The sequence below is a fragment of the Intrasporangium sp. genome (assembly GCF_032907665.1).
Classification (GTDB): Bacteria; Actinomycetota; Actinomycetes; order Actinomycetales; family Dermatophilaceae; genus Intrasporangium.
On the sequence record NZ_JAJJPG010000040.1, the window covers coordinates 1 to 19,883 of the forward strand.

General features: G+C 70.4%; 19 protein-coding genes. 14 read left to right on the forward strand and 5 right to left on the reverse strand.

The window, feature by feature from the left end; all coding sequences use genetic code 11:
- Positions 1 to 68 precede the first annotated feature (68 nt).
- The 4 genes from typA to LOY02_RS08240 all read left to right on the forward strand — a co-directional run bounded on the left by typA (position 69) and on the right by LOY02_RS08240 (position 6,559).
- A complete protein-coding gene (gene typA / locus LOY02_RS08225) occupies positions 69 to 1,967 on the forward strand; it encodes a translational GTPase TypA (RefSeq protein WP_317181861.1) in 1,899 nt (632 codons plus the stop codon).
- A gap of 7 nt (positions 1,968 to 1,974) precedes the next feature.
- Positions 1,975 to 3,774, forward strand: coding sequence for an ABC transporter substrate-binding protein (locus tag LOY02_RS08230; protein ID WP_317181862.1), 1,800 nt, complete (start codon positions 1,975 to 1,977; stop codon positions 3,772 to 3,774).
- Between the two features lie 42 nt (positions 3,775 to 3,816).
- Positions 3,817 to 4,734, forward strand: coding sequence for an N-acetyl-1-D-myo-inositol-2-amino-2-deoxy-alpha-D-glucopyranoside deacetylase (gene mshB, locus LOY02_RS08235; RefSeq protein WP_317181863.1), 918 nt, complete (start codon positions 3,817 to 3,819; stop codon positions 4,732 to 4,734).
- A 127-nt stretch (positions 4,735 to 4,861) separates the two neighbouring features.
- A complete protein-coding gene (locus LOY02_RS08240) occupies positions 4,862 to 6,559 on the forward strand; it encodes a VanW family protein (protein WP_317181864.1) in 1,698 nt (565 codons plus the stop codon).
- A gap of 94 nt (positions 6,560 to 6,653) precedes the next feature.
- Here the strand turns inward: LOY02_RS08240 and LOY02_RS08245 are convergent, their stop codons facing one another.
- Entirely contained in the window at positions 6,654 to 7,703 is a 1,050-nt protein-coding gene (locus LOY02_RS08245) for a GNAT family N-acetyltransferase (RefSeq protein ID WP_317181865.1), read from the reverse strand.
- Between the two features lie 64 nt (positions 7,704 to 7,767).
- Between LOY02_RS08245 and fdxA the strand changes: the two genes are divergently transcribed.
- The 4 genes from fdxA to LOY02_RS08265 all read left to right on the forward strand — a co-directional run bounded on the left by fdxA (position 7,768) and on the right by LOY02_RS08265 (position 11,135).
- Positions 7,768 to 8,091 carry a ferredoxin gene (fdxA, locus tag LOY02_RS08250; protein WP_317181866.1) on the forward strand — a complete coding sequence of 108 codons (324 nt, stop codon included), beginning with the start codon at positions 7,768 to 7,770 and terminating at the stop codon, positions 8,089 to 8,091.
- Between the two features lie 7 nt (positions 8,092 to 8,098).
- A complete protein-coding gene (gene dapC, locus LOY02_RS08255) occupies positions 8,099 to 9,211 on the forward strand; it encodes a succinyldiaminopimelate transaminase (RefSeq protein WP_317181867.1) in 1,113 nt (370 codons plus the stop codon).
- A 231-nt stretch (positions 9,212 to 9,442) separates the two neighbouring features.
- Entirely contained in the window at positions 9,443 to 10,711 is a 1,269-nt protein-coding gene (locus LOY02_RS08260) for a citrate synthase (RefSeq protein WP_317181868.1), read from the forward strand.
- A 61-nt stretch (positions 10,712 to 10,772) separates the two neighbouring features.
- Positions 10,773 to 11,135, forward strand: coding sequence for a hypothetical protein (locus tag LOY02_RS08265; protein ID WP_317181869.1), 363 nt, complete (start codon positions 10,773 to 10,775; stop codon positions 11,133 to 11,135).
- A 163-nt stretch (positions 11,136 to 11,298) separates the two neighbouring features.
- On the opposite strand, the gene LOY02_RS08270 is transcribed toward LOY02_RS08265, so the two are convergent.
- Together LOY02_RS08270 and dapD are read right to left on the reverse strand one after the other, a co-directional pair.
- Positions 11,299 to 12,177 (reverse strand): hypothetical protein, encoded by an 879-nt coding sequence (locus LOY02_RS08270; protein ID WP_317181870.1) that lies wholly within the window; start codon positions 12,175 to 12,177, stop codon positions 11,299 to 11,301.
- Positions 12,178 to 12,218: 41 nt separating this feature from the next.
- Complete coding sequence (gene dapD / locus LOY02_RS08275; protein WP_317181871.1) at positions 12,219 to 13,160, reverse strand: 2,3,4,5-tetrahydropyridine-2,6-dicarboxylate N-succinyltransferase; 942 nt, start codon at positions 13,158 to 13,160, stop codon at positions 12,219 to 12,221.
- Positions 13,161 to 13,252: 92 nt separating this feature from the next.
- Here dapD and dapE point away from each other — a divergent pair, with 92 nt between their 5' ends.
- The 4 genes from dapE to LOY02_RS08295 all read left to right on the forward strand — a co-directional run bounded on the left by dapE (position 13,253) and on the right by LOY02_RS08295 (position 16,966).
- Complete coding sequence (gene dapE / locus LOY02_RS08280; RefSeq protein WP_317181872.1) at positions 13,253 to 14,353, forward strand: succinyl-diaminopimelate desuccinylase; 1,101 nt, start codon at positions 13,253 to 13,255, stop codon at positions 14,351 to 14,353.
- A gap of 233 nt (positions 14,354 to 14,586) precedes the next feature.
- Positions 14,587 to 15,333: a TIGR00730 family Rossman fold protein gene (locus LOY02_RS08285; RefSeq protein ID WP_317181885.1), complete on the forward strand. Its 747-nt coding sequence runs from the start codon at positions 14,587 to 14,589 to the stop codon at positions 15,331 to 15,333.
- Entirely contained in the window at positions 15,330 to 15,749 is a 420-nt protein-coding gene (locus LOY02_RS08290; protein WP_317181873.1) for a DivIVA domain-containing protein, read from the forward strand. Before LOY02_RS08285 ends, LOY02_RS08290 begins: the two co-directional genes overlap by 4 nt.
- Positions 15,746 to 16,966: a hypothetical protein gene (locus LOY02_RS08295; RefSeq protein WP_317181874.1), complete on the forward strand. Its 1,221-nt coding sequence runs from the start codon at positions 15,746 to 15,748 to the stop codon at positions 16,964 to 16,966. The genes LOY02_RS08290 and LOY02_RS08295 overlap by 4 nt, the downstream gene beginning before the upstream one ends.
- A 105-nt stretch (positions 16,967 to 17,071) precedes the next feature.
- On the opposite strand, the gene LOY02_RS08300 is transcribed toward LOY02_RS08295, so the two are convergent.
- Positions 17,072 to 17,950, reverse strand: a complete 879-nt coding sequence (locus tag LOY02_RS08300; RefSeq protein ID WP_317181875.1) for an enoyl-CoA hydratase/isomerase family protein — start codon at positions 17,948 to 17,950, stop codon at positions 17,072 to 17,074.
- 142 nt (positions 17,951 to 18,092) lie between these two features.
- On the opposite strand from LOY02_RS08300, the gene LOY02_RS08305 reads away from it, so the two are divergent.
- Positions 18,093 to 18,266 (forward strand): DUF3117 domain-containing protein, encoded by a 174-nt coding sequence (locus tag LOY02_RS08305; protein ID WP_013493416.1) that lies wholly within the window; start codon positions 18,093 to 18,095, stop codon positions 18,264 to 18,266.
- Positions 18,267 to 18,349: 83 nt separating this feature from the next.
- On the opposite strand, the gene LOY02_RS08310 is transcribed toward LOY02_RS08305, so the two are convergent.
- Positions 18,350 to 18,973, reverse strand: a complete 624-nt coding sequence (locus LOY02_RS08310; RefSeq protein ID WP_317181876.1) for an O-methyltransferase — start codon at positions 18,971 to 18,973, stop codon at positions 18,350 to 18,352.
- A gap of 215 nt (positions 18,974 to 19,188) precedes the next feature.
- Here LOY02_RS08310 and sigE point away from each other — a divergent pair, with 215 nt between their 5' ends.
- Positions 19,189 to 19,848, forward strand: coding sequence for an RNA polymerase sigma factor SigE (gene sigE, locus LOY02_RS08315; protein ID WP_317181886.1), 660 nt, complete (start codon positions 19,189 to 19,191; stop codon positions 19,846 to 19,848).
- Positions 19,849 to 19,883: the final 35 nt, after the last annotated feature.

Below are 19,883 nucleotides of genomic sequence, written 5' to 3' on the forward strand. Positions count from 1 at the left end.
AGGCACGCACACAGGCACGCACACAGGCACGTTCAGAGGCACGCCGAAACCCTGAGAGACTGTCCCCCATGCCTTTGCAGACCCGTGCGGACATCCGCAACGTCGCCATCGTCGCCCACGTCGACCACGGCAAGACCACCCTCGTCGACAAGATGCTCTGGCAGTCAGGGGCGTTCGGTGAGCACCAGCACGTCGACGAGCGGGCGATGGACTCGGGTGATCTCGAGCGGGAGAAGGGCATCACCATCCTCGCGAAGAACACCGCGGTGCACTACAAGGGCAAGGCGGCGCAGGAGCGTGGACTGGACGGCGGGGTGACCATCAACATCATCGACACCCCCGGCCACGCCGACTTCGGCGGTGAGGTCGAGCGCGGGCTGTCGATGGTCGACGGTGTCGTCCTCCTCGTCGACGCGTCCGAGGGGCCGCTGCCGCAGACGCGCTTCGTGCTCCGCAAGGCGCTCGCCGCGAAGCTGCCGGTGATCCTGTGCATCAACAAGGTCGATCGTCCGGACTCGCGGATCGCCGAGGTCGTCGACGAGGCCTACGAGCTGTTCCTCGATCTTGATGCCACCGAGGAACAGATCGACTTCCCCATCGTCTACGCGTCGGCCAAGGCGGGCCGCGCCTCCCTGAACCGGCCCGAGGACGGCGCTCTCCCCGACGGTGACAACCTCGAGGCCCTCTTCGCGACGATCCTCGACACCATCCCGGCCCCGACCTACGACGACGAGGCTCCCCTGCAGGCGCACGTGACCAACCTCGACGCGTCGAACTTCCTCGGTCGCCTCGCCCTGCTCCGGGTGCACAACGGGACGATCCAGAAGGGCCAGCAGGTCATGTGGTGCCGCCATGACGGCTCCCAGCAACGCGTCAAGATCACCGAGCTGCTCATGACGGAGGCGCTCGAGCGCAAGCCGGCCGAGGGCGCCGGTCCCGGGGACATCATCGCGGTCGCAGGCATCCCCGAGATCACGATCGGCGAGACCCTCGCCGATGCGGAGAACCCCGTGCCGCTGCCGCTCATCACCGTCGACGAGCCCGCCATCTCGATGACGATCGGCACGAACACCAGTCCCATGGTCGGCCGGGTCCGGGGCGCCAAGGTCACTGCCCGGATGGTCAAGGACCGCCTCGACCGTGAGCTCGTGGGCAACGTCTCCCTGCGTATCCTGCCGACCGAGCGGCCCGACGCCTGGGAGGTCCAGGGTCGCGGCGAGCTCGCGCTCGCCATCCTCGTCGAGCAGATGCGCCGCGAGGGCTACGAGCTGACGGTCGGCAAGCCGCAGGTCGTCACCCGCGAGGTCGACGGCAAGGTGCACGAGCCCGTGGAGCGCCTCACCATCGACACCCCGGAGGAGTTCCTCGGCGCGATCACGCAGATTCTCGCCGCCCGCAAGGGCCGCATGGAGCAGATGACCAACCACGGCACGGGCTGGATCCGGATGGAGTTCCTCGTGCCGTCCCGGGGGCTCATCGGCTTCCGCACCGAGTTCCTCACCGAGACGCGCGGCTCCGGCATCGCCCACCACGTCTTCGAGGACTACGAGCCGTGGTTCGGCCCCATCACGACGCGCACGAGCGGTTCGCTCGTCTCGGACCGCAGCGGTGCCGTGACCGCCTACGCGATGGTGAATCTCCAGGAGCGCGGCAGCCTCTTCGTCGAGCCGGGTACCGAGGTCTACGAGGGCATGATCGTCGGCGAGAACTCCCGCTCCGACGACATGGACGTCAACATCACGCGGGAGAAGAAGCTGACCAACGTGCGGTCCTCGACCGCCGACGCCTTCGAGAAGATCGTCCCGCCGCGCAGGCTCAGCCTCGAGCAGTGCCTCGAGTTCTGCCGCGAGGACGAGTGCGTGGAGGTGACCCCGGAGGCCGTCCGGATCCGCAAGGTCGTCCTCAGCGCGACCGAGCGGGCCCGCACGGCCGCCCGCGCGAGGGCGGCGGCGAAGGCGGAGGGCTGACGCAGCCGTGACCAGCTCGCCCCGTCCCGCGTCCCACCGAGGATCCCGGCTGCGCCGCGTCGGCCGGCTCGGTGCCGTCCTGACCGCGGTCGTGGCCCTCGGGAGCAGCGCGGCGTGCACTCCCGAGGACCTCATCGGGTCGGGCCGCCCCGACGACACCGTCGGCACTGCGCCCACTGTGGGGCCACCACAGGCAGGCGGGGCCCTTCATGTCCTCGTCGCCGACCGCATCGCGACGTGGGACCCGCAGCTGATGTACGTGGGCCCCGAGGCCTTCTTCGCGCAGCGGACCTTCGTGCGCACCCTGACGACGTATGGGACGGGAGACCGGGAGCGTGACCTCGTCGGCGACCTCGCGACGGATACCGGCACGGAGTCGAACGGCGGGCGGACGTGGACCTTCACCCTGCGTGACGGTGTGAAGTGGCAGGACGGCACCCCCGTGACCTGTGAGGACGTGCGGCACGGCGTGGCGCGGACCTTCGACCGGAAGACCCACGTCGGGGGCACGAACTATGCGACCTTCCTGCTCGACGTGCCGACGAAGGTGACCTCGGAGGGGCTGGAGAAACCCACCTACTCCGGCCCGGCCGACAAGAAGAACGCGAAGTCCTTCCTCAAGGCGGTGCAGTGCAAGGATCGCCGGATCACCTTCCACCTGCGTGCGCCGGAGCGCGACTTCCCCCACATCGTGGCCCTGCCGGAGTTCGCGCCGCGCAAGGCTGCGGCCGACTCGAAGACGGGCAAGGCCTCGCACGCCGTCTTCTCGACCGGGCCCTACCAGCTCGACAGGCCCTGGCAGCCGGGCAAGGGCGGCACCTTCGTGCGCAACAAGCACTGGGACCCTGACACCGACCTCGTGCGGCAGGCCTATCCGGACACGATCGTCGTGACGAGCGGCCTCAGCGAGGCGACCGTCATCGAGCGGCTGCTCAACCAGGAGGGCAGCGACGCCCACGCCGTCTCGTGGGTCAAGGCCTCGCCCACGTTGCGCCACCAGGCAGGCACGGCGCTCGGCGCCCGCCTGACCTTCCCGTACACCGGGAGCGTCGACTACCTCGCACTCAACATGCGCAGCCCGGTCATGTCCAAGGACGTCGTGCGCAAGGCCTTCGCCCTGTCCACCAACCGGGCCACCTACGTCACCGCCAACGGCGGCGAGGGAGCGGGCTCTCCGACGTGGTCGGTCCTCGGGCCGGGCATCAGTGAGGCCGGCCTGAGGCCGCCTCAGGGAGCCCGCGTCGAAGGGGACCCCGAGGCCGCTCGCACGCTCCTCACGGACGCCGGGGTCACGCTCCCCGTCAGGGTGCGCGTCGTCCACGCGCGGTCTCTGCTCATCGACAAGGCCTACGCAGCGCTCGAGGCGGGCTGGGAGCGGGCCGGCTTCGAGGTCGAGCGCACGACGGTTCCCCCCGAGGAGTACTACCAGACGATCGAGAAGCCTTCGGCAGGGAAGGACTACGACGTCTTCAGGGGAGCCTGGCTGCCCGACATCCCATCGGCGAGCGGCGTGCTCCCGGCCCTCTTCGACGCCCGCATCAACATCGACTCCTCCGGGCCCGGCCAGGACGTCGGCTATTTCGACGACAAGGACGTCGCCAAGCTCATGGACCGGGCCCAGGCGACGGCTGACCCGGCCAAACGGGCCGCCGTGTGGGCCGAGGCGGACGCGCTCATCCGCGAACGGGGCGGCTACGTGGCCCTCGCCGCGACCAAGGTGCTGCACATCCACGGTGCGGGCGTGCTGCACTACGACGACCATGCGGTCGGCGGCATCGTCGACCTCGCCACCGTCGCGGTCCGCTGACGCGCCGCACTCTCTCCACCCACCCGACCGACGGAGCACCCCATGGCCCACCGCATCGTGCTGGTCCACGCCCATCCCGACGACGAGACGCTCACCTGTGGGACGACCATGGCCCACCTCGCCGCCCGCGGTGACGAGGTCCACGTCGTCACCTGCACGCTGGGCGAGGAGGGCGAGGTGATCCCGTCCGACCTCGCCCACCTCGAGGGCCACCCCGAGGACCTGCTCGCGCCGCATCGGCGGGACGAGCTCTCCGCGGCGCTGGCGGCGCTCGGCGCACGAGGTCACATCCTCGGGGAGGACGGCCTCGGCACCCGCCGCTACCGCGACTCCGGCATGGCCGGGTCCGCGGCCGCGGCCCGGCCGGAGGCCTTCGTCAACGCCGACCTCGACGGTGCCGGCGGGACCCTCGCAGGCCTGCTGCGCGAGCTGCGTCCTGACGTCGTGATCACCTACGACCCCGACGGCGGCTACGGCCACCCGGACCACATCCAGGCTCATCGGCTCACGCGGGCCGCCCTTGACCAGCTCGCCGACCGCGATCTCCCGTCCCGCACCTACGAGATCCTCACCCCGAGGACGTGGGCGCAGGAGGACCGCGCCTGGGTCCGGGCGGCCGACCCGACGGCATACGGCCTCGTCGTGCCCGGTGTCGACGACCCCCACCCTCCCTCTGTCGTCGATGATGCGCGGATCACCCACGTGGTCGAGGACCCCGCCACCCGACCGGCCAAGCTCGCCGCCCTCCGCGCCCACGCCACCCAGGTCCTCGTCGTCAACGACGACGTGCATGCCCTGTCCAACCGCATCGCGCGACGCACCACCGACCGCGAGGCGTTCGGGCGCGTCCACCCCAGGACGTGGCAGCCGTTGACGGCCGACGGGGGTGAGGGCGAAACCGCCGCGACGGGCGGCGCCGGCCATGTGACCACGCCGCCATGGCGGGACCTCGTCGAGTGAGCGATTCTCGCCCAAGCGGTTGATCATGCAACGATGTAAGGGCCTGGTAACAGGCCGCGTGCGAGCGCAGACCAGGCAGCGCCACTGGGTTATCGTGCGCTGAGACCTCGCCCCGCACGGAGAACCCATGGCCCCGAACGACCAACGCGCCACCCTGATCAGACTGCTCGTTGCCGCCACGATCCTCGTCGGAGGCTACGTCGGGCTCGCCGTGTGGTCAGCGCAGCACCTGCCGTCCACCGTCTCTGTCGGCGGCATCCCGATCGGCGGCCTCACCGAGGACGAGGCCGAGGCGGCGCTCGCAGCACAGGCCGAGCCGCTGCTCGCCGCCCCGATCTCCCTGACCGTGCCGGGTCGCGAGGACCCGGTCGAGGTCGTGCCCGGCGAGGCGGGCTTCTCGGTCGACGTCCAACGCTCCCTGGACGGTCTCACCGGCTTCAGCCTCAGCCCGCTGACGCTGTGGGACCGGCTCATCGGGTCCGTCGAGGCGCCCCTGCTCACGACGGTCGACGACGAGGTCCTCACCGCCGCCCTGACCGAGCTGGCGCCCAGCGTGGAGACGAAGCCCACCGAGGGCTCGATCACCTTCCCCGAGGGCGAGGTCAAGGTCACGCCGCCGGTGGCTGGGCGCACCCTGGACATCCCCGGCACGAAGCTCGCCCTGCGCAAGGCTTTCCCTCACTCGTCGAGCGCGACGGCTGCGGTTGCCCCGGTGGAGCCGAAGGTGAGCGGAGATGCGATCGCGACGGCCGCTCGGGAGTTCGGCGAGAAGGCGATGTCCGGACCGATCACCGTCGTCGCGGGCAAGGCGACGGCCCGGCTCCAGCCGGAGGACTTCGCGCCGGCCGTGACGATGGTGCCCCACGGCGAGGGCGCGCTCGTGCCGAAGTTCGACAAGGACAAGCTCGCCGCCCTCGTCGCGAGCGAGCTCAAGGTCTCGACGAAGAAGGCCAAGGACGCCCGGTGGACCTTCGAGGGCGGACGGCCCAAGATCGTGCCGTCCGTCGACGGGACCGCGGTCGAGGAGTCGACGATCGCCGACGACGTCATCGCTGCAATGACCGCCCCCGAGCGCCGGGTCGAGCTCAAGGTCGTCACGACCAAGCCGAAGTTCACGACGGAGGATGCCAAGAAGGCGGGCGTCAAGGAGCTCATCGTCGACTTCAGGTCGCCCTTCCCACCGGAGGACACGACGCGAACCCAGAACCTCGTCGTCGCGAGCCGCACGATCAACGGCACCTATCTCGCCCCTGGAGAAACCTTCAGTCTCAACGGGATCCTCGGCGAGCGGACGAAGGCCAAGGGCTACGGCGACGGCACCGTCATCATCAACGGACGGCTCACCCGCGGCACCGGCGGGGGCATCTCGCAGGTGTCCACCGTCATCTACAACATGGCCTACTTCGCCGGCGCGCAGATCCTCGAGTTCACCCCGCACGCCTTCTTCATCCCGCGCTATCCCGAGGGGCGCGAGGCCACGGTCTACTGGCCGAGCGTCGACAACAAGTGGAAGAACGACACTCCCTACGGCATGCTCCTGCAGACCTGGGTCGAGGGTGGCTACGTCCATGGTCGCGTGTGGAGCACCAAGGTGTGGGACATCAAGTCGGTCAAGGGCCCTCGCCGCAACGTCGTCGAGCCCAAGACGATCCGCGACGACTCGCCGACCTGCTACCCGCAGCAGCCCCAGCCCGGCTTCGACGTCACCGTGACGCGGCAGTGGTACAAGCCCGGGTCATCGACGCTCGTCAAGAGCGAGAAGGTCAACACGCACTACATCCCCGAGCACGAGATCATCTGCACGGACCCCAACGCCAAGCCCTGAGTCTCGCTCGGGGACATGCGGATCTCCGTATGCCGCTGGGCTCGCGCCCACCTCCCGGCGCGGCCCGAGGCCTCCCGTCCCTCGACTGGTGAGGTCAGGCTGGTGGCTGGACGAGGTAGGTGTACTCGTGGTGGACCGTGAAGCCGAGCGCCTCGTAGAAGCTGATCGCGGGGTCGTTGTCGGCGGACACCTGGAGGTAGATCGCCGGCAGGTGCTGCTCCCGGGCGACCGTGCCCACCGCGGACATGATCGTCCGGGCGAGGCCGCGGCGGCGGTGGTCCGGGTGGACCCACAGGCCGAAGACGCCGGCCCACCCGGGGTGGACGGCGATCCGGGCCAGGGCGACGATGCGCCTGCTGCCCTCATCGCGGATCGACAGGAACAGCTGCCGCTCGCTGCCGGTGAGGACCGACTCGGTGACACCGGGGACCACGGTGCGCTGCTCCCCGAGCGCGCTGAGCCACTCGGGGGAGAGGTGGGCATCCGCGGCGACCGGCACAGACTGCTCGGTGAGCGGGGGGATGCCCGACGAGGGGCCGGTCATGACCAGGACCCGGTCCCAGTCGTTGCGTCCACCGCCGACGGCGTAGCCGCGGCGGAGGAGGGCCTGGCCGACGGCATGGTCGGCGACGACGAAACCGGTCTCGCCGCTGACCTGGAACATCGCCCGCTGGTCGCGCTCGGCGTACCACCGCTCGCAGTAGTCGATGGCCTCCTCGACCGGAAGGCTGGGGTCGCCGACCACGAGGACGGAGTTGGCCCGGCCGGTGTAGCCGGGGGCCGACCGCAGCAGCCAGGCGCCGAGACCCTCCTGCTCGACGGCGACCCAGCCGTGAGCGGTGACGACTGACAGGTCCTCGATGGAGACCCGGAGGTGGGCGGGGCCGGGGCGGGTCGCGCGCGGAGGGATGGGCTTGGCGGCGAGGACGTCCCGGCGGGGCACAGTGACGCGGCCGTTGCGGGTGTCCACGAGCAGGACCTCGTCGGTGCGCAGGGCCAGTCGGCCGATGACGTCGGTGGCCCCTGCCTCGGCACCTTCGGGCAGCCGGTGCCGGACGACGACCCGGCTACCCACGGTGAGCCGGTCCGACGGGTCGGCGTCCACCATCTCATCACCGGGGTGACTCATGTCGGGGCCGGTCATGTCCGGCATACTAGGCCGAGCACGACCCTGCTCTCTCTTCACTCCTCTAGGAGGTCCGGTCTCCATGACCTACGTCATCGCCCAGCCTTGCGTCGACCTGAAGGACAAGGCGTGCATCGAGGAGTGTCCGGTCGACTGCATCTACGAGGGCCGAAGGTCGCTCTACATCCACCCCGACGAGTGCGTCGACTGCGGAGCGTGTGAGCCGGTGTGCCCCGTCGAGGCGATCTACTACGAGGACGACGTGCCGGAGCAGTGGGCCGACTACTACAACGCCAACGTCGAGTTCTTCAACGATCTGGGCAGTCCCGGCGGCGCCGCCAAGCTCGGCATGATCGAGAAGGACCATCCGCTCATCGAGGCCCTGCCGCCGCAGGAGCACGAGTGAGCCCTGGGTGACCGCCCTGGGGTTGCCCGACTTCCCGTGGGACTCGCTCGCGCCCTACAAGGCGCGGGCGAGTGCGCATCCGGGCGGCATCGCAGACCTGTCCGTCGGGACGCCCGTCGACCCGACGCCCGACTTCGTCCGCCGAGCGCTCGCGGCAGCGTCGGACGCCCCCGGGTACCCGCTGACCGTGGGCACGCCGGAGCTGCGTGAGGCGATCTGCGACTGGTTCGAGCGGCGGCGTGGAGTCCCTGGCCTGGAGTCGGCCCAGGTGCTGCCCACGATCGGCAGCAAGGAGCTCGTCGCCTGGCTCCCGACGATGCTCGGCCTCGGGGCGGGCGACATCGTCGGGATCCCCGAGGTGGCCTATCCGACCTACGACGTCGGTGCTCGGCTCGCCGGAGCCACATCGGTCGTGGCCCAGTCCCTGACCAGCCTCGGGCCGCTGACCCGCGCGACGACCCCGAAGCTGCTGTGGCTCAACAGCCCCGGCAATCCCAACGGTCAGGTCCTCGGGGTCGAGCACCTCGCCAAGGTCGTCTCCTGGGCGCGCGCGCACGGCGTCGTCGTTGCCAGTGACGAGTGCTACGCGGAGCTCGACTGGCGCCCCGGGCAGCTCGGCCGAGCCACACCGAGCATCCTGCACCCCGACGTGTGCGGTGGCGATCACACCGGGCTGCTCGCCGTCTACTCCCTCTCCAAGCAGTCCAACCTCGCCGGCTACCGAGCCGCCTTCGTGGCGGGCGATTCCGATCTCATCGCGGGGATCCGCGAGGTGCGCAAGCACGCCGGGATGATGATGCCCGCACCCGTCCAGCACGCCATGGCGGTCGCGCTGCGCGATGACGAGCACGTCGCAGAGCAGCGCGACGTCTACGGCCTGCGCCGCGAGGTCCTTCTCGAAGCCGTCCAGCGAGCCGGCTTCCGGGTCGACCACTCCGAGGCCGGGCTCTACCTGTGGGCGACTCGCGACGAGGACTGCTGGACCACCGTCTCCGAGCTCGCCGACCGCGGCATCCTCGTCGCACCCGGCTCGTTCTACGGCCCCACGGGCTCTCAGCACGTTCGCATTGCCCTGACCGCAACCGACGAGCGGATCACGGCGGCCGCCAGCAGACTGTGAGGGGCCTGACTGAGCCGCTCTGCACCGGCTTGCGTCTCGACAGGGGTCAGCTGGACGTGACCCGTCGGGTCCAGCGGGAGCCAGCCCAGCGGCATACGGACTCCGTGGCTTCGACCCTGCCACGGGGCGGACCGGTTTTTCGGCTCACCACCCCGCTGGGGTAACGTCCCTTGCGGACATCCCGGCCCACCGGCCGGATCTGGAGGAGGCGAGGACGCAGTGACGAAGGCAGTGGACGCAACACTCAAAGTCGGCGACAAGGAGATCACCTTCCCCGGAATCGAAGCGGTCGAGGGCAGCGGCGGACTCGGGGTCGGCTCGCTCCTCAAGGACTCCGGACTCGTCACCTACGACGTCGGCTTCGTCAACACCGCCTCGTGCAAGAGCGCCGTGACCTACATCGACGGCGACGAGGGCGTGCTGCGCTACCGCGGGTACCCGATCGAGGAGCTCGCTGATCGGTCGAGCTTCGTCGAGGTCTGCTACCTGCTCATCTACGGCGAGCTGCCGTCGAGCGACGAGCTGACGCGGTTCGAGGAGCTGATCCGGCGCCACACGATGCTCCACGAGGACCTGCGCGCCTTCTTCAACGGGTTTCCCCGTGACGCCCACCCGATGCCCGTCCTCTCCTCGGCAGTCTCCGCCCTGGGCACCTTCTACCAGGACAGCCTCGACCCCTTCGACGAGGAGCAGGTGGAGATCAGCACGATCCGCCTCCTCGCCAAGCTGCCGACGATCGCCGCCTATGCCTACAAGAAGTCCGTCGGGCAGGCCTTCATCTACCCGGACAACTCCCTGAACTTCGTGGAGAACTTCCTGCGCATGACGTTCGGCGTCCCGGCGGAGCCATACAGCGTCGACCCGACCGTCGCCAAGGCCCTCGACCTGCTCTTCATCCTCCACGCCGACCACGAGCAGAACTGCTCGACGTCCACGGTCCGCCTCGTCGGGTCTGCCCACGCCAACCTCTTCAACTCCGTCTCCGCGGGCATCCACGCCCTCTCGGGGCCGCTCCACGGCGGCGCCAACCAGGCCGTCCTCGAGATGCTCGGCGAGCTGCAGGAGTCGGGCGAGGACCCGAAGCAGTTCATGGAGCGGGTCAAGAACAAGGAGGCCGGCACCCGGCTCATGGGCTTCGGCCACCGGGTCTACAAGAACTACGACCCGCGCGCGGCGCTCGTCAAGAAGTCGGCCGACGAGATCCTCGCCAAGCTCGGCAAGAACGACCCGCTCCTCGACATCGCCAAGCAGCTCGAGGAGATCGCCCTCGCCGACGACTACTTCGTGGAGCGTCGCCTCTACCCCAACGTCGACTTCTACACGGGTCTGATCTACAAGGCGATGGGTTTCCCGTCGAAGATGTTCACCGTGCTGTTCGCCATCGGCCGCCTGCCGGGCTGGATCGCCCAGTGGCGCGAGATGATGAACGACTCGGAGACCAAGATCGGCCGTCCGCGCCAGATCTACACCGGCGAGGCGGAGCGGCACTACCCGGCCTGAGCGGCGGGCAACGCTCGCGCTCCCTCGGGCGCGGCGGAGCGCAGTGCGGCACAGTGGGGGCATGGCCTCCTACTCCGTCAACCCGGCTGCCGTGGAGCACGTGCGGAGTCTCATCGAGAAGCGTCGCTACGTTCTCGACTCGGACTGGGGCGACTCCCAGCCCGATGCGGCCGCCGAGAACGCGTACCTGAAGCGGCACTCCTGGGAGGAGTATGCCGCCTGGCACCTCGGGCTCACCGAGGGTGCCAACGACGAGACCAAGGCGAGGTATGCGTTCGTCTGCGGGGACTTCAGCCGGGTCCACCGGGCCGGCCTGATCGCCTGCGTGTACCGGGCGGCGGAGTGGCGGCACAAGGCCGTCGAGCTCGCAGCGCACGAGCTGCTCCAGCTGCTCGACGCCAAGGCGGGCATCACCGCCGATTGAGCCACGCAGCTGCGGCAACTCGATCTCGGGTGTGCAGGCTGCCTGCGTTTGGGGCCACTCGACGTGCAGGGGCAAGCTGACCCTGCGTTTGGGGCCACTCGACCCTGGGTCGGTTCACGGTGCCTGCGTTTGGGGCCACTCGACGTGGGCGGCGAGGGGCCTGCTACTTCAGGGTGATCGTCACAGTGGTCGACGGCGCCCCGTCACTCCACCCGTCGTCGCCGGACCCGCGGTCCCAGGTGCGCTCGCCGACGGAGACCGCTGTCGCACCGAACTGCGCGGCGCGCGCGACAGCCCAGTGGGCGACCGCCCACGCGGTCCGCGCGTCGGGGGCCGCCACCGTGAGCACACCGTCGGCGGGCTGCACCTGGGTCACACCCATCTCCTCGGCGAGGGACCGCGCCACCGCGGACGGCTTCGCATGCGCGCTCGCCTCGCCCAGTCGACAGGTCAGCCCGGCAGGGGAGTGCCCGGTGAGGGCCGAGGCAAGCACGCGGCCCTGGCCCTCGTGGTCCCGGTAGGCCTCGGGGAAGCCGCTGCGCTGCACCTTCTGGGCGATCTCGGTGATGTCCCGCGTCTCGTAGTCCTTCACCTTGACGAGCGCGTCGTAGAACGCGTTGGTGGAGTAGACCGGGTCCAGGATCTGCTTCTCCGTGCCCCAGCCCTGGCTCGGCCGCTGCTGGAACAGCCCCAGCGAGTCGCGGTCCCCGTAGGTGATGTTGCGGATCTTCGACTCCTGGTAGGCGGTCGTCAGGGCGATGGTCGCGGCCCTCGGGGGCAGGTCACGCTTCATCGACAGTGCCGTGATGAGCGCGGCATTGCCGGTCTGCTCGGGGTCGAAGCTCTCCGTCATCCCGGCGGCCGTGATGGTGCACTGCGGGGTCCGGATGCTCTCGTAGAGGAACTGGGACGCGAACCATCCCCCGCCTGCAACGAGAGCGACGACGACGAGCATGGCGAGCCGCCCGCGGCGCCGTCGGGGCCGCGGGCGGGACCTCTCTCCGGACTCGGCGAGGACGAGTCCGGGGCGCTCGGTCGGCATGTGCTCCTCGGATTGTCAGTCGTGGTCGGGTCGGCGGCGGGTCAGTTGTTGGCGTGAAGGGCTTCGTTGAGGGTGATCCCGGTCCCGGCGCGGGACCGCGCCTCGACGGCGCCGGTCTCACTGTTGCGGATGAAGAGGATGTTGCTCGCTCCGGAGAGCTCGCGGGCCTTGACGACCGCGCCGTCCGGCATGGTCACCTTCGTGCTGCCCGTGACGTAGAGTCCGGCCTCGACGACACAGTCGTCACCGAGGGAGATCCCCACGCCACCGTTGGCACCGATGAGGCAACGCTCGCCGATGCTGATCCGTTCCGTGCCGCCGCCGGAGAGGGTGCCCATGATCGACGCGCCGCCGCCGATGTCCGAGCCGTCACCGACGACGACCCCTTGGACGATCCGGCCCTCGACCATCGAGGTGCCGAGGGTGCCGGCGTTGAAGTTGCAGAAGCCCTCGTGCATGACGGTCGTGCCGGCGGCGAGGTGCGCCCCGAGGCGCACACGGTCGGCGTCGGCGACCCGGACGCCCGCCGGCACGACGTAGTCGGTCATCCGCGGGAACTTGTCCACCCCGAAGACCTGGACCGGCCCGACCGCGCGCAGCCGGAGGCGAGTCTGCTCGAAGTCGTCCACCGGGCAGGGGCCGTGGTTGGTCCACACCACGTTGGCCAGGACACCGAAGACGCCCTCGAGGTTGATCGTGTTGGGCTCGACGAGACAGTGGGACAGCAGGTGCAGTCGCAGGTAGGCGTCGCTCGCGTCGGCGGGCGCGGCATCGAGGTCGATCTCGACGAGCCGTACCTCGGTGTGCACGCGGCGCAGGTCGTCCGTCCGGGCGAGTGCCTCGAGACCGTGCGGCACAGTGGCATCGTCGGGACGCGCACCCAGTGCGGGCGAGGGGTACCACGTGTCGAGGACCTGGCCCTCGCCGACGGTGGTCCCGGTCACCGTTGCGAGTCCGTATCCCCATGCGCTGCGTTGAGACATGGGGACAAGGGTAGGGGGACCGCTCCCGCCACACCGACCTGGCCCGATGGGTGGGCGGCAGCCCGACGGCGCCGGGCGACTAGCCTTCCCGTATGCCGCCTCGTTCAGTTCCCGGGACCACCGCCGCGCTCGACCTGGCGAGTGACGTCACCTCGCTCACCGCGGCCGTCTGCGACATCCAGTCGGTGAGCCGGGAGGAAGCGGTGCTCGCCGATGCGATCGAGGCGGCGCTCGGCGGGCTGGCTCACCTCGAGGTCATCAGGGACGGCAACGCGGTGATCGCGAGGACCGACCTCGGCCGTTCCGAGCGCGTCATCCTCGCCGGTCACCTCGACACCGTGCCGCTCGCTTCGGAGCCCAACCTGCCGACGAGGCTGGAGGCCGGCGTGCTCTGGGGTCGTGGCACCGTCGACATGAAGGGCGGGGTCGCCGTCATGCTCAAGGTGTGCTGGGCGATCGGGCAGGGGGCCGAGCCGTCCCGGGACCTCACCTTCCTCTTCTACGACTGCGAGGAGATCGAGGGGCGCTACAACGGACTCGGCCGGGTCGCCGCCACCCGCCCCGATCTGCTCACCGGCGACTTCGCGGTGCTGCTCGAGCCGACCGACGGTGCCATCGAGGGCGGCTGCAAGGGCACCCTCCGGGTGGACGTGACGACGCGGGGCGTAGCCGCGCACTCGGCCCGCCCGTGGAAGGGGCACAACGCGATCCATGACGCTGCCCAGGTGCTCAGTCGGCTGTCCGCCTACCAGGCGGAGCAGATCGAGGTCGACGGGCTCGTCTTCACCGAGGCGCTCCAGGCGGTCGGGATCACTGGGGGCGTCGCCGGCAACGTCATCCCCGACCGGTGCACCGTCACCGTCAACTACCGTTTCGCGCCGGACAAGGACGTCGCCGCAGCCTACGCCCACGTGCAGCAGGTCTTCGCCGGTTTCGACTGCGAGCTCGGCGACGCCGTCGACGGGGCACGTCCCGGCCTGCACCTGGCCGCGGCCCGCGACTTCGTCGACGCGCTCGGACTGCCGGTGGGCCCCAAGGAGGGCTGGACCGATGTCGCCCGCTTCTCGGCGCTGGGCATCCCGGCGGTCAACTTCGGGCCCGGTGACCCGAACCTGGCCCACATGGACGACGAGCGGTGCCCGGTGTCGCAGTACGAGCAGGCGGAGCAGGCCCTGCTCCGCTGGCTCACCTGAGACCCGACAGGCGGGGCCGGCCAGGCTGACACCCGGCAGGCTGTGAGCCGACATGCTGGGATCTGAGGAGACGTGCGGGAGGCGGCTGAGCGGCATACGGAAGGGTGAGGCTTAGGGTGGTCCCCGTGAGCGAGCACGACATCGACGCGCCCGAGCCGCAGGACACCAGTGACGTCGCGCGCGAGCCCGAGGTCCGGCCCGACGAGAAGCCGGCGATCCGTGTGCCCGACGAGATGCGCCGCTCCGGGCCCATCGTCATGCGCCGCGGCAAGGTCCCCCGCACGACGACCGACCAGCGCCTCCTCGACCGGCGCCAGCGGACCGACTGGCTCCATGACGATCCCTGGCGCGTCATGCGGATCCAGGCAGAGTTCGTCGAGGGCTTCGGCGCGCTCGCCGAGCTGGGACCGGCGGTGAGCGTCTTCGGCACGGCGCGGGCCCGGGCCACCGACCCGGCCTACAGCATGGGCGTCGAGGTGGGTCAGCGCCTCGCCGAGGCAGGCTACGCCGTCATCACCGGCGGCGGGCCGGGCACGATGGAGGCAGCGAACAAGGGCGCGTTCCTCGGCGGCGGCACGTCTGTGGGTCTCGGCATCGAGCTGCCCTTCGAGACCGGTCTCAACGACTACGTCGACCTCGGCGTCAACTTCCGCTACTTCTTCGCGCGCAAGACGATGTTCCTCAAGTACTCGCACGGCTTCATCGTGCTGCCCGGCGGCTTCGGCACCCTCGACGAGCTGTTCGAGGCCGTGACGCTGGCCCAGACGCAGAAGGTGACGCAGTTCCCGGTCGTGCTCATGGGGACCTCGTACTGGAAGGGCCTGCTGGACTGGCTGCGCAGCTCGGTTCTCGAGCACGGCATGATCGGCGCGGACGACATCGACCGACTCGTGCTCACCGACGACGCCGAGGAGGCGGTCGAGGCCATCGGGGCCTATGAGGACCCGATCGAGTCGAGTGAAGCGGAGCGGCCCGAGTGAAGTGGTTCATCCTCCTCGTCGGTGTGGTCGTCCTCTGCTTCGTCGTCGCCCTGGTGCTCGGCTGGGTGGGCGGAGTGGCCGGCGGCATGGGACGGCCCGGCTCGTCGCTCAGCCACGAGCCGCTCCCCGAGGGTGAGCTGCACGACGACGACCTCGAGGAGCTCGCCTTCGACGTGACCTTCCGCGGCTATCGGATGAGCCAGGTCGACGGCGTCGTCGACCGTTTGCGGCGCGAGCTGCGGGAGAAGGACGAGCACATCGCCTTCCTCCGCTCCCGGCTCGGCGCCGCGGACGACCCGGCCTCGCCCGACGGGTCCGCCGCCGTCGAGGCGACCGAGGCGACGGCGGCGACCGAGGCGACCGAGGGGCCGGCGGCGCTCGAGCCGGCCCACCCGAACGACGTCCCGAAGGCATGACCGCAGAGGCACCGGTGCGTCCACGGCGGACGTTCGTCCTCACCGTCCTCGCGCTCTACGCGGCCTGTCGCGTCGTCTCCACGGCGATCCTCCTCGTCGTCCTGCAGCGGCAGGTGCCGAGCGGGATGACGGGTGGCGAGGATGACCCGGTCACGTACTTCCCGTTCACCGCGCTGTGGGACGGGCAGTGGTACCAGATCATTGCGACCGAGGGGTACCCCGACCACGTCCCGCGGTCAGAGGACGGTCGCGCGGCCCAGAACCCATGGGCGTTCTACCCGCTCTTCCCCTTCGCGGCACGGGCACTCATGGCCGTCACCGGCCTCGAGTTCCCGGCGGCCGGGTCGACCATCGCGCTCCTCAGCGGCTTCGCTGCGGCGGTCCTCATGGGCCTGCTCCTGCGAGACCGCATCGGTGACGCCGCCGCCCTGGTCGTCGTCGTGCTCTGGGCGTCGTTCCCGGCGTCGGTGACCCTCCAGCTCGCCTACACCGAGTCGCTCGCGATGCTCCTGCTCGTCGCCTACCTCTACGCGCTCTCGCGCGAGCGATGGCTCGTCGCCGCCGGCGTGGCGGTGCTCGTCGGTCTCGCGCGACCCATCGCGGTCCCGCTCGGCGTCGTCACGCTCGTCGCGCTGTGGCTGCGGTGGCGGGTCCGTGCCGAACGCCCCATCCGACCAGGGGAGTATGCCGCTGGGCTCGCGTCCCTCGTCGGCTGCGCCGTCGCGGGGTTCCTCTGGCCGGTCATTGCGTGGTGGGGCACCGGAGAGTCGAGCGCCTACACCGACACGATGGGGGCGTGGCGCGGCTCCGGAGAAGTCGAGCCGTTCGTGCCCTGGCTCGGCATGTCGAGGTACGTCTTCGGTGAGACCTGGGGACCGGTGTGGCTCGTCGTCGTGCCCGTCGTCATCGTGGCCATGGTGGCCGGGCCCTGGGCCGCCCGGCTCGGTGCCGAGCTGCGGACGTGGTCGGTGGCCTACCCCGCCTACCTCGCTGCCGTGCTCGACCCTTTCACGAGCATCTTCCGCTACCTCATCCCACTCTTCCCCCTGCTCGCCGTGATGGTCGGCGCCGCGTGGGTGGACCGACGAGACAGCGCCTGGCCGAGCCTGCTCGTTCGCGCCGTCCCGCTGCTCGTCCTCTTCGTCGTCGGGCAGTACTACTGGACCGACATCCTCTGGCGCTACATCCCGTCACCGACCGGCGACTACCCGCCGTGACCCCAGGCACGCAGGGGGCTCACCGACCGGCGTGAGCGAGCCCAGCGGCATACGCCCGACCTGTGGGAGCCCCCCGCGACGGGGACCCGATCGACCTCGGGCCCCTCAACGGCCTTCGAAGGTGGGCTTCTCCTTCGCGAGGAAGGCGTCGACCGCTGCTTGGTGGTCCGCGCTCCGGCCGGTCAGTGCCATGAGTTCCGCCTCGTGCGCGAGGGCCGTCGCGAGGTCGGAGCCCGCGCTCGACGCGACGGCACGGCGGATCGCCCCGTAGGCGAGCGTCGGGCCGGCCGCGAGCGAGGTGGCCTGCTCGGTGACGACCGCGTCGAGCTCCTCCGGGGGGACGACCTTCGACACGAGGCCCAGGGAGAGCGCCTCGTCCGCGCCCACCGTGCGCGGGAACATGAGCAGGTTCTTGGCGCGGGCCGGGCCGACGAAGCGCGGCAGGGACCATGAGGCACCCGAGTCGCAGGAGAGCGCGATGCCGGCGAAGGCAGTGTTGAGCCCGGCGCCCTCGACCATCACGCGCACGTCGCAGGCCAGGGCGAAGCTGAGGCCGGCGCCGGCGGCAACCCCGTTGAGGGCAGCCACGACGGGCTTGTTCATCGTGGCGAGCAGCATGACGATCGGGTTGTAGTGCTCCGTCACGGTCGTGGCCAGGGTGGTCTCGCCGGACGCGAGGTCGGCCACGTGCTCCTTGAGGTCCTGCCCCACGCAGAAGGCCCTGCCGTTGCCGGTGAGCACGACGCAGCGCACCGCCGGGTCGTCGGCGGCCGAGCGCAGGGCGCCGAGCAGGGCCACCTTGAGCTCGCGGTTGAGGGCGTTCATCGCGTCCGGGCGGTTGAGCCGGATCCACGCGACCCCATCCGAGGCCGTGACCACGACCGGGACGGTGTCGGTGGGCGTGGCATCGGTGGGTGTGCCGTCGGCAGGGGTGGGGTCGGTCTGGCCCGCCGACGTCCGGGTCTCGGGTTGCGGCTCACTCATGGCGCCCACTCTGGCCCAATCCCCCCGAACGGGAAAGCGCTGACCCGATGACGTGCTCGGCATCACATCCCGGATTAGGCGTCGATCAGCGGAACCGGAATAATGAGGGGCAGACCACCCGGATTCCTATGGAAGGGGAACCATGGCAGCAATGAAGCCGAGGACCGGCGACGGACCGCTCGAGGTCGTCAAGGAGGGCCGCGGCATCGTGCTGCGGATGCCCCTTGAAGGCGGCGGGCGCCTCGTCGTCGAGATGACCCCGGACGAGGCTGCGGCCCTTCGCGATGCCATCCAGGGGTGCGACGGCGTCAACTGAGCACTCCTCGCACGAGCACGGCTCCCGGCCCCCGGTCGGGAGCCGTTGTCGTCTCCGGTCACGCGTGGTCCCGGGTGGCGGTCTCAGCGCTTGACCGCGAGGAGGAGCCCGTCGCCGATGGGCAGCAGCGACACGACGAACTGGTCGTCGTCGCGGATCGCCCGTCCGACGTCGCGCAGGGTGCGCGTCTCCGGGTCCCGGACCGCAGGGTCCGATTCCTTGTCGGTCCACGTGAGGACCAGCGTCCCGCCGTGACGGAGCAGGCGCGTCCCCTGCTCGACATAGCTGGGGTACTCCTCCTTGTCGGCGTCGACGATGACGAGGTCGTAGGCGCCATCCGTCATCCGCGGCAGCACGTCGAGGGCGCGACCCGCGATGACCCTGGTCCGCTGGTGGGCGACCCCTGCTGCCGCAAACGCCTCCCGTGCAGCGTGCTGGTGCTCGACCTCGAGGTCGATCGTCGTGAGGACCCCGTCCGCGGGCATCCCACCGAGCAGCCAGAGACCGGAGACCCCGGCACCTGTTCCCACCTCCATGACGGCCTTGGCCCCCGTCGCGGCGGCGAGGGTTCGCAGGAAGGCCCCGACCCCGTTGCCGACGGCCTCGACGCCGAGCTCCTCTGCCCGCCGGTGTGCCTGGTCGACGTGGTCGCTCGGTGTGACGAACTCCTCGGCATGCGACCAGGCGCCGACCTTGTGCGTGCTCATGGTCGTTACCCTAACGTGACTCCGCGCCTGATTCGTGCGGGACTGGGGTGAACCTCGCCGGTGTGGTGACCCACTCGACGCACAGGAGATCCACAGGATCGTGACAGTGTGCAGATCACCGCCGTGGGCAGGGTAGAGGGAACGAAAGTGGCCGGCGCGGCGTTGTGCTGGTCAGCCCCCTCGAAAGGTGTTCGATCCGCGTGAGTGCGACTGTCATGACCGAGGCCACCGGCTCCGCCGGCGTCCCGCAGCCGGCTGCTGCCCCGGGTGCGGTGCAGGGCGCGGAGTGGACCCCTCCGACCTGGGAGGAAGTCGTCGAGCAGCACTCGGCGCGGGTCTACCGGCTGGCCTACCGCCTGACCGGCAACCCGCACGACGCGGAGGACCTGACCCACGACGTCTTCGTGCGGGTCTTCCGCTCGCTCCACTCCTACCAGCCGGGCACGTTCGAGGGCTGGCTCCACCGCATCACGACGAACGTGTTCCTCGACAAGATGCGGCGCAAGCAACGGATCCGCTTCGACGCCCTGCCCGAGGACGCCGCCGGTCGACTCGCCAGCTCGGAGAAGGGCCCGGAGCAGAGCTACCACGACGCCCGGTTCGACGACGACGTCCAGCGCGCGCTGGACGCGCTGGCGCCCGAGTTCCGCGCTGCCGTCGTCCTCTGCGACATCGAGGGCCTGTCCTACGAGGAGATCAGCACGACGCTGGGCGTCAAGCTCGGCACGGTGCGTTCGCGCATCCACCGGGGTCGCGCCCAGCTGCGTGAGGCGCTGGCCCACCGCGCTCCCGAGGCGAGCACGAAGCCCGAGACGCGCACGGCCCGGCCGAGCCTGCGGCTGCCCCGTCGGCGGGTGGCGGCAGGAGCCCGGTGAGGGTGACGTGAGGGGCGAGCAGGTCTGCCGAACGG